Below are 9,404 nucleotides of genomic sequence, written 5' to 3'. Positions count from 1 at the left end.
GTGTCGCGGTCGTGGCCGCCCGCCGCCCGCCGCCCCCGCGCCCGCCGCCCGCCGCCCCCGCGCCCGCCGCCCGCCGCCCCCGCGCCCGCCGGCGGACGGTACGGATCGACGCGCCCGCCCCGACGGCCAGGACGGCCGCGGCGGCAAGAGCGGGGCCCCCGAACGCCGACGCGTGCTGGAGTGACGTGGCGGCGGCGTAGCCCGCCCCGGACTCGGCCCCCGCCCACAGCGGTGCGGCCATCGCGCTGGAGGGCGCGATGCGCCGGTACGGCAGCCGGCTCGCGCCCGCCAGGTGCGGGGCCAAGGTCCGCATGACGGGGACGAACCGGCCGAAGAAGACGGACCGGCCGCCATGTCGTGCCATGAACGCTTCGGCCCGACGCCACGCGGCGGAAGGCACGCGGCGCCCCAGCCGTCCACTGAGCAGCCGACCGCCCAGCAGGCGCCCGGTGCGGTGGCCGAGCGCGTCCCCGGCCACCACCGCGCACGACGCGGTGACGACGACCAGACCCAGGTCCAGCTCCCCGGCCCTGGCCAGCGCCCCCGCGGCCAGCAACAGCGTCAGCGTCGGGACGAACGCGCCGAGCAGCAGCACCGACTCCACCAGTATCCCGGCGGCGAGGATTCCGTACGCGGCCCCGGCGGGAACCTGCCCGATCAGCTCGACCGGCCCGGTCACCGTACGGCCTCGGCCTCGGCGGCAGCGGCGGTGTCCGCCACCGCCGAGGGAGCCGGAGGCACGGGACGGCGAAGCTGCCAGACCGTCGCCGGGGGCAGATTGGCCCACACGGTCCAGCAGCCGGTGGCGTACCGGCGCTGGTACGCCTCCAGGACCTCCTCGACGCGGCGGTGGCGCCGGGCCTCGGCGCGGCTCGCGGTCAGGGCCCGGGCACAGCGGGTCCCCCGGTACGCGAAGTACGTGAGCGTGCCGCCCGGTTCCAGCAGCTCCAGGTACCGGTCCATGATCGCCTCCACCTGCGCGGGAGCGAAATTGGTGAAGGGCAGACCGGAGACGATCACGTCGTACCGGCGGCCGGTGTCGAAGCGCTCCACGAGCCCTTCGTGGACGCGGACGCGCTCGCCGTCGCCCACCGGACGGGAATGCGTACGGGCGAGCCGGCGCAGCCGGTCCGCGAAGCGGGGGTTCGCCTCGACGACGTCCAGCCGGCTGCCGGACGACAGGCGTGAGATGAGCGCACGGGTGACCGAACCGGTCCCCGCGCCCGCCTCCAGCACGTTCAAGGGGCGGGGCCCGTTCTCGTCGACGGGGTCGGTGAGCAGACGGGCCAGCGCCCTGCCGCTCGGGGCGAGGGCGCCGGTGGTGCGCAGATCACGGGCCGCTTCGATGAGGAACAACCAGCCCTCGGCGTTGCGCTGCGCGAGGACACGGTCGTGTGAGGTGGTCCATTCGTCCATGGCTTCGACGCTAGGAATCCCGGCCCGCCTGCGAATCCGCCCTTGTACGCCGCTCACCCCCTACGAAAGGAGGGGGTCACCGGAGCAGAACGGCGGAGGAGCGGAGACGCCCCCGCGCCTACGATCGAAAGGTGAACCGGGAACAGAGCCACAGATGGGGCACCTACGGGCGCCGGGGCCTCGTCGCGCTGCTCACCCTGACGGCCGTGCACAACGGGGCGTCGACCGCCGGAGGCCAGTACCTCACGCTGCGCAGCGCGGTGGCCGTGGTCTGCGGAGCGCTCCTGCTGCTGCGCGGGAGCCACTGGCTCCTGGCGCCCGTCGCGGCGACGGCCGCGGCCGGAGTCTGGGGATGGCCCATGCTCCCCCTGCTGCTCCTCGCCCTGTTCGACCTCGCCGCCGACCGCCACACCCCGGCGGCCGTCGCCTGCGCCACCACCGCGCTCGTCGGCAACGTGCTGCTCCACCCGGCGGCCTCGCTCTGGCGGCCGCAGCAGTACGGATCCAGCCTGTTCCTGCTCCTCGCCGTCGTGGGAGGGTCGTGGATGGGCAACCGGCGCCGCCTCGTCCAAGCCCTGCACGCCCAGGTGGAACACCTCAGGATCGAACGGGAACTGCGCGAACAGGCCGCCCGCAGCGCCGAGCGCTCGGCCATCGCCGCCGAGATGCACGACGTGCTCGCCCACCGGCTCAGCCTCATCGCCCTGCACACCGGCGTCCTGGCCACCCGCAAGGAGGGCCTGCCCGCCCCCGTCGTCGAACGCCTCGCCCTGCTGCGCACCGCCTCCACCGACGCGCTGACCGACCTCCGCGACGTCCTCGGCGCCCTGCGCACCACCGACGACCGCGCTCCCACCGGGGCTCCGACACCGGTCCTGCGGGACGTCCAGGAGGTGATCGACCAGGCCAGGGACGCCGGACAGCGCGTCGACACCACCATCGACGGCGCGCCGGACCAGGCGCCCGCCGCCCACCGGCTCGCCGTCTTCCGCCTGGTGCAGGAGGCCCTCACCAACGCCCGCAAACACGCCCCCGACGCCGCCGTGCACGTACGCGTCGACTACGGCCCGCCCGCCACGCTCGTCGAGGTTACCAACACCGCCGCCGCCGCCCGTACCGGGCAGGCGGTGCCCTCCGGCTTCGGCCTGGTGGGCCTCCGGGAACGCGTCGAAGCGCTCGGCGGCCACCTCCACGCCGGCCCCGGCGGCGCGGGCGCCTGGCGCCTCGCCGCCCGCATCCCCCATCCCACTCCCCGGCAGATCGGTCCTTCCGCATGATCCGCGCCATGATCGTCGACGACGACGCCCTCGTACGCCTCGGCCTGACCGACCTCCTCAACGGCGACGAGGAGATCGAGGTCGTCGCCCAGGCCGCCGACGGTCTGCACGCCGTCGAGCAGGCCACCGCACACCAGGTCGACGTGGCCCTCGTCGACGTCCGCATGCCCCGCATGGACGGCATCACCGCCACCGCGCGCCTCCGTGCCCTGCCCCACCCGCCGAAGGTCATCACGCTGACCACCTTCGACCTCGACTCCTCCGTGTACGACGCTCTGGCCGCCGGCGCCGACGGCTTCCTGCTCAAGGACACCGACCCCGCCGAGATCCTGCGCGCGGTCCACCTCGTCGCCGGGGGCTCCGCCATGCTCCACCCCAGCGCGGCGCGCCGCCTCATCGACCGCTACCACCGCACGAACAGCCCCCGGGCCACCGACGCCCGCACCCGTGCCGCGTCCCTCACCCCCAGGGAGAGGGACGTCCTCTCCCTGCTCGGCGAGGGCGCCACCAACGCCGAGATCGCCCAGCGGCTCGGCATGCGGGAAAGCACCGTCAAGGCCCATGTGAGCCGCATCCTCACCACCCTCGACGTCACCAACCGGGTCCAGGCCGCCCTCCTGGCCCGCGACGCCGGCCTCGCGGGGTGACGCACCCGGAACCACGGACGGTGCGCCGCGTACAGCCGGTATGACGGAGGTCGGTCGGGCCGCGGGGAGGCCCTCCCCGCGGGTGTGGTGCGCGCGTCCACACGCATTTCGTGCCCGATGTCCGAACCGGGCAGCCGCAGCGTCCCGGGGAGTGCGGTGACGCAACCCGACGGCCCGTCACCATCGGATCCGGAGTTCCGGACCGGGTCGGCGTGGCGGGATGCGCCCGAGCGTCATGGTCCGTGGGCCACCTGCGTGACACCGAACGTGAAGCGGACCGACCGCCGGGCGACGACGCCTGCCCCACCGTCTGCTGGGAGGCCCCCGAGGCCCGCCAGTACACCTGCCGGCGGGGCCGCGCGACCACGACGAGGCCATCGACCTCTCGATCTTCCAGCGGTGCCGGTCGCGCCGTTCACTCGACTCGATCCCCGGTCGGGCGATGTGCGCGACGATGCCTCGTTCACGCAGCCGGGCCGGGTGGCCGGCGAAGGAGTACGCCTTGTCCGCGCGGAACTTTTCCGGTCGGCGACGGCGTGGCCCGCGGCGGAAGCGGACGGCGGGTGTGGCGCGGACCAGTGCCTTCGGGGCCTGGTTGTCGTGAGTGTTCGCCCCCGAGACGGCGACGGCCGGAGGAACGCCTTGAGCCTCGGACGGTACACGCGGCCTGCTGCCCCTCCGGACGTGGATCTCGGTGACGTCGACCACGACGAACATCCTTCTCGCCGTCCGGGCTGCCCATCGGCCGTCCGAACCACGGGACGAGGAACACGAGCAGCTCCGCGACGACCAGGTCCCTCGGTCCCGACCTCCGCGCCACCCATGGCCAAGCAGGAGGATTCAAGAGGGAAATTACATAACGCTCAAACCGCCCAACCCGGGAAAACTCGAACGTCGGCATAAGTGCGATGCGCCGGTTTGGTGGCAGTGAGCTTTTTCAAGTCGCCCACAGTCGAGTGACAGCTGGGACTGCCGGCGCTGGTCGCAGCTGCCCTGGGACGGGTCGTTTGGCACGGTGAACGTGCCCCACACCCGGTCCACGATGGCGGGCAACACGATGACCAGGAGCCGGTGCCACGGGGCGGGATCGTGCGCCGGGCCCAGATGCCCGCGCAGACCACTGAGGCTGCTTCAAACAGAAGGCGGACGGCGAGCAGGGTGCCGGTGTCGGCGATTGCCGGCGGTCGGTTCACTGGGCAGCCCGGAGGTTCTGTATGTGCGCGATGCGCACGCGTCCGGAGCAGACCGAGCCCCGCGCTGCCGGAGCCGGACGACTGGTGTGCCTGGTGGCGAGGTCAATTCATTGCGCTATGCATACGCCCCTGGCAAGATCGCTCGGGGCCGGCGCGACGTGCGCCGGTCGTCACACACGCTCAGCCGCCTGTGGCAGCTCGGTCGTGGCTCTCTCCTCCCCGGTCGTCTCGTCATCGCGTCGCCGACCGGTGCTCTCGCACGCGAAAGGTGCCTGAATGAACTTTCCGGGCGGTGCCGCTCCTCGCCTCTCCGCCGTGCCGGGACCTGGCGTGGAGCTTGACCAAGTCCTGGGTCTTCCCTCGACTGAGCCCGTGTGGCGGTTGCCCGCCGACGTGTACCGGGAGGAGGCCGCTCAGCGGATGTACCGCCCGGAGTGGACCTGGGCGGCTTGGGGGCCAGACGGCCGGGTGCTGGCCCGGGCCCTGTGGTGGGGGCAGAGCGACAGTGCGCATCCGATCGCGCTCGACTGTCTCGCCGTCGCAGACGAGGTGCCCGCCACCGAGCGGGCTGCTCTTGCCGCCGCGCTCCTTGACGCGGGGCACCGGTCGTTTCGTGAAACGGGGGCCCAAGCCCCACCGTTGTACAACCTTGTGAAGCTGCCCGGCTCGTGGCGGGACGACCCTGAGCACGTCGCCGCCGTGGCCTGGCGCCAGGAGGCCGCCCGTCGCGCGGGCCTGACTGTCGAGGTGGAGCGGCTGCAGTTCGAGTGGACGCCCGAGGTGCCGCTGCCCGCCGAGCCCGAGCGACTGGTCTTCTCCCCAGAGCTGGACGATGAGGTGTTCCTGCGGGCGATGCTGCGGATCGCCGAGGGCACGCTCGACGCCCACACGGTGGAGAGCGAGGCGGCCAACGGGCCGGAGGCCACGGCCCGCGAAAGCCTGCAGTTCTACCTCGACCGTCCCGGCAAGCGGGACTGGTGGCGCCTCGCGCACACTCCCGACGGCGCCCTGGCCGGCCTTGCCATACCGTCGGCCACGCCGTACAGCCGTAACGTCGGCTATCTCGGCGTCGTCCCCGAACTACGCGGCCGCGGCTACGTGTCAGAGATCCTGGCCGCCATCACCCGCTTCCAGGCCGAAGACGGTGCGGACCGCATCACCGCCACAACCGACCTCGGCAACCGTCCGATGGCGGCGGCTTTCACCCGCGCCGGATACCGCACTACGGAAGTCCGCCTTATCTTCTCCGAACCGCTGGACCGCTGATCTTTTCGTTAGTTCTCTGGACGTGATGACGCTGAGACCGCGTTTGGGATCTCAATGAGCGTTTTCAGCGCTGCCGCTTCAGGGCGGACTCCAGCAGCCGCTTTGTCAGCTGTTGGAGCAGTCCACCCTCACCGGTCAACTGAAGACCCTCGGCCTGAGCCCGGGACACCAGCTCGTCGATCAGCCGGTCATCCACCACCCTCGCCGGCTGCGACTCAGCCGTCTCGACAGGCTCGTCCTCGGTCACGTTCTCACTGGTCATCGGTGCATCCTCCATGATCGGGAGTTACACCGAACGATTTACAGTCCCGAGAAGCGGACCGGGGGTGGTGCATGCTGGGGGCCGGGCCGGGGAAGGTGCGGCGGGATCGTGGGCGGGGGCGGAATGGGACGGCGGGTACCCGCGCTGGTGGTCATGGCGCTGACGGTGCTGGTGTGTGGCGCGGTGTCGGTCGCGGACAGTCCGCGGTCGGGGCTCCGGCCGCGGAGCGGACCGCTGGCGATGGAGCAGTTGATGGCGGTCCTACCGCGCGGCGGGGCGGTCCCGGGCTACCGGGCCGCCTTCGAACGCACTGCGCCGCACGACGATTACCAGCGGGTCGAACTCTGCATGGAGGTGGCCCGCGCGCTGGCGAACGAGCGGCGGGATCCGGTCGCGGCCACTGCGGTCCGTCTGGATCCTCGTGCCGGGCAGCCGGGCGTCCTGGCCACCTCGTACAGCTATCCGCACGGGGAGGCGGTGCGGGTGATGGACGAGCTGCGGGCCGCGGTCCCTCGGTGCGCCCACTACACCGTGCCCGTGTGGACCGCTGAAGAGCACACCCACAAGGGCCTGCAGCCGTTGCCGCCGGCGGAGTATCCGGGCGATGAGATGCTGGCATACCAGGTGCTGAGCGCTCCGGGCAGCCACCCGAGCTTCGCCGAACCGCAAGAGCCGCCCCCTTTGACGGCTCGGTCCGTGATCACCTATGTGCGTACCGGAGACGTCGTCACCCAGTACGCGACCTATGGCGGCGACGCTGCCCCCCAAGCCGTACCCGAGGCCGTCGTCGGCGAGTTCCACCGGCGGCTGGTTCGAGCTCACCAGCTGCCGGGGTAGCGAGACCCGGTCAGGCAGAGCCGGCCTGCTCTTCGGGGGCGTTCCATTCACGGGGGATCAGCCAACGGCCCACCAGGAAGTGAGCCTTTTCCAACCTCACATCTGTGCTGGTCAAGGGCGCGTCGAGGAGTGACCATGTCAGCCGGTGACAGACCGGTGACCAGCAGATTCACAGTCGGTCACCATGCTGTGAACGCTCTGACGGACAAGGACGGCCGACCTGACAGCCAGGTTGGAAAAGGCTCAGTAACTGATCGTTTCAGAATGAGTTCGGCGTAGGGGCTTGGCAGTCGGGTTGGGTGGCGGCACAGTGGTGTAGGTGTCGGATGATCTTGTGCCTGATGACCTGTGGGAACGTGTCGCCCCGCTGCTGCCGCCCCGTCCGCCGCGGCGCCATCGGTATCCCGGACGCCTGCCCGCGGACGACCGCGCCGCTCTTCGGGGCATCGTGTATGTGCTGCGCAAGAACGTGAGCTGGAGAGACGTGCCCGCCGAGCGGACCGGATGCAGCGGGGTGACGGCCTGGCGGCGGCTGCGGGACTGGACCGAGGCCGGCGTCTGGCCCCGCCTGCATGAAGTTCTCCTGGCCGAACTGCGCAAGGCCGGCCTGCTGGACATGGACGACTGCGCGATCGACGGCTCGCACATCCGGGCCCTGAAAGGGGGGCTCACACCGGACCTTCGCCGGTCGACCGCGCACGGCCGGGCAGCAAGCACCACCTGATCGTCGACCGGCACGGAACACCCCTCGCCATCTCGCTGACCAGCGGAAACCGGCACGACGTCACCCAGCTGACGCCCCTGCTGGACGCGATCCCCCGCATCCGAGGAGTCCGCGGGCGGCCGCGGCACCGGCCGGGCCGGCTGTTCGCCGACCGCGGCTACGACTACGACAAGTACCGCCGCATCCTCCGAGCCCGCGGCATCACACCCAAGATCGCCCGACGCGGCGTCCCACACGGCTCCGGTCTGGGCAAGACCCGCTGGGTCGTGGAGCGGACCTTCGCCTGGCTCCACCAGTTCAAACGACTCCGCACCCGCTATGAGATACGCGCCGACCTCCACCTCGGGCTGCTCCAACTGGCCTGCAGCATCATCTGCTTGCGACGCCTACGAACCTCATTCTGAAACGATCAGTAAGCGGTGTAGGAGCTGAGCAGAGAGGTAACGACCGTTTGGACGCGCCCCGTATTGGCCTGCACAGGCAGGTCAGCACCCCCGCACTGGTTGAAAGCGCTGACAAGGGGCAGACCTGCCGCATTACTGGTGGCCGTACCGACCCCATGCGTAGTCACTCCGCGGGCCTGTGCTCCAACGCCTTGATTGGCGCACGACGTCCCGAACGCGGGAGAGAGGAAGTCACCCACGCCTCCGGCCGACGCGGGGCTGGCAGAGGCCAGACATCCCAAGAACGCGAAATCTGTCAGACCGATCGTCGCGGCGCTATAACGCTGAACCATGATCTGGTAAACGAACATCTCACCCCATAGGTCGCGAACATGGGCGATAAGTGAGCACTTTTAGCGTTGCCGCTCCAAGGTGAGGATGGCTGCGGCGATCGCGGTCATGCGGTTGGGGCTACAGCGGGCCCGGTGGAAGATTCGCCAGGTCCTTCAGCCTTGCGATGCTGCGTTCGACCGGTGCCCGCGCCGCGGACAGGGCTCGGTTGATCGTCTGTTGGGTCGTGGTGAGGTTCCGGTTCGGGAGGCGTCTGATGGGCGTGGTCACCCAGGGGCCGGCGCCGATGTAGGCGCGGTCGGCGAGGACGGGGACGCCTTGGCGTTCGCAAATCCGGATGATGCGGTGGGTGCGGGCCGCGGTCACGTCATGGGTGCGGCCGGGCAGCGCGGGCGAGATCCACAACAGTTTGCCGGTGGGATCGGCGACCTGCACGTTCACGCCGTGACGGCGGTGCTTCTACGAGAAGTCGGCCCGGCTGTCACCGACGCGGTCGCACTCGGCAAGGGTCCCGTCAAGCAGGACGTAGTCCGGGCCGGTTTCACGCAGAACCCGCAGCAGTCCGGGTGCCCGGCCGGACAGGTGCCGGACGACTGCTGTTGCCGGACGACTGCTGTGACGTAGGCGTGGGCGGTGCCGACGGATATGCCGAAGCCGACGGCGATCTGTGCGAGCGTGTCGTGCCGGCGGAGGTAGACCAGGCCGACGAGGGCCCTCTGGCGGGGCGGGAGCTTGCAGCGGCGGTCGCCCTCACGGGTGACGATGAGCATGGTGACCCACTCGACCAGGGCGTGCGGCAGGTCGAGTGCGGCAGGATGGGGAACCAACAGGGCTCCTGCGCCGATGGGTTGAGACTTCGAACACCTCCCTCAACGGCACGGGGCTCTGTGCGTTGCGGCCCTCATCCTGACTCGGCCAGGGTCACTCGATCAGTGGCCACTCTGAAAAAGCTCAATGATTGACGTGTGTGAGGGGTCGGGGGCTTGGTCGGGTTGCCGGTCGGCCGCGGGTGAGTCGGTGGACCATGATGCCGATCACGGCCCAGCGG

Annotated in this window: 7 protein-coding genes and 2 pseudogenes; 5 read left to right on the top strand and 4 right to left on the bottom strand. The window is 70.9% G+C overall.

The window, feature by feature from the left end; genetic code table 11:
* On the bottom strand, positions 1-679 hold a 679-nt coding region (locus tag OO47_RS32525; protein WP_078490133.1), incomplete at its 3' end, for a DedA family protein.
* Positions 676-1,416, bottom strand: a complete 741-nt coding sequence (locus tag OO47_RS32520) for a class I SAM-dependent methyltransferase (protein WP_030223295.1) — start codon at positions 1,414-1,416, stop codon at positions 676-678. The genes OO47_RS32520 and OO47_RS32525, both read right to left, overlap by 4 nt.
* Positions 1,417-1,547: 131 nt before the next feature.
* On the opposite strand from OO47_RS32520, the gene OO47_RS32515 reads away from it, so the two are divergent.
* The 3 genes from OO47_RS32515 (at position 1,548) to OO47_RS32505 (ending at position 5,799) form a co-directional block, all read left to right on the top strand.
* Positions 1,548-2,693, top strand: a complete 1,146-nt coding sequence (locus OO47_RS32515; RefSeq protein WP_030223293.1) for a sensor histidine kinase — start codon at positions 1,548-1,550, stop codon at positions 2,691-2,693.
* Positions 2,690-3,340 (top strand): response regulator, encoded by a 651-nt coding sequence (locus tag OO47_RS32510; RefSeq protein ID WP_030223290.1) that lies wholly within the window; start codon positions 2,690-2,692, stop codon positions 3,338-3,340. Before OO47_RS32515 ends, OO47_RS32510 begins: the two co-directional genes overlap by 4 nt.
* Before the next feature lie 1,565 nt (positions 3,341-4,905).
* Positions 4,906-5,799, top strand: a complete 894-nt coding sequence (locus OO47_RS32505) for a GNAT family N-acetyltransferase (RefSeq protein WP_234323382.1) — start codon at positions 4,906-4,908, stop codon at positions 5,797-5,799.
* A 76-nt stretch (positions 5,800-5,875) separates the two neighbouring features.
* On the opposite strand, the pseudogene OO47_RS32500 reads toward OO47_RS32505, so the two are convergent.
* Positions 5,876-6,061, bottom strand: a pseudogene (locus OO47_RS32500) (transposase); the annotation flags it as partial.
* A gap of 153 nt (positions 6,062-6,214) precedes the next feature.
* Between OO47_RS32500 and OO47_RS36705 the strand changes: the two are divergent.
* Positions 6,215-6,898, top strand: a complete 684-nt coding sequence (locus OO47_RS36705) for a hypothetical protein (protein WP_158708746.1) — start codon at positions 6,215-6,217, stop codon at positions 6,896-6,898.
* Positions 6,899-7,217: 319 nt separating this feature from the next.
* Positions 7,218-8,026, top strand: a protein-coding gene (locus OO47_RS35810; RefSeq protein WP_106969517.1) for an IS5 family transposase whose coding sequence is annotated in 2 segments (ribosomal slippage) — positions 7,218-7,557 and positions 7,557-8,026 — 810 coding nt in all. Because the reading frame shifts where the segments join, the coding sequence is not laid out codon by codon here.
* A gap of 392 nt (positions 8,027-8,418) precedes the next feature.
* On the opposite strand, the pseudogene OO47_RS33770 reads toward OO47_RS35810, so the two are convergent.
* A pseudogene (locus OO47_RS33770) lies at positions 8,419-9,183 on the bottom strand (transposase family protein).
* Between the last annotated feature and the right edge of the window lie 221 nt (positions 9,184-9,404).

The organism is Streptomyces bikiniensis (genome assembly GCF_000716625.1).
Lineage (GTDB): Bacteria > Actinomycetota > Actinomycetes > Streptomycetales > Streptomycetaceae > Streptomyces > Streptomyces bikiniensis.
Note: the sequence above shows the minus strand (reverse complement) of the source record. Positions and strands in the feature narration are given on the sequence as shown.

Coding starts and splice junctions, on each gene's coding strand:
- OO47_RS32510 (WP_030223290.1), top strand. CDS start 2,690: ATGATCCGCGCCATGATCGTCGACGACGACGCCCTCGTACGCCTCGGC.
- OO47_RS32520 (WP_030223295.1), bottom strand. CDS start 1,416: ATGGACGAATGGACCACCTCACACGACCGTGTCCTCGCGCAGCGCAAC.
- OO47_RS36705 (WP_158708746.1), top strand. CDS start 6,215: ATGGCGCTGACGGTGCTGGTGTGTGGCGCGGTGTCGGTCGCGGACAGT.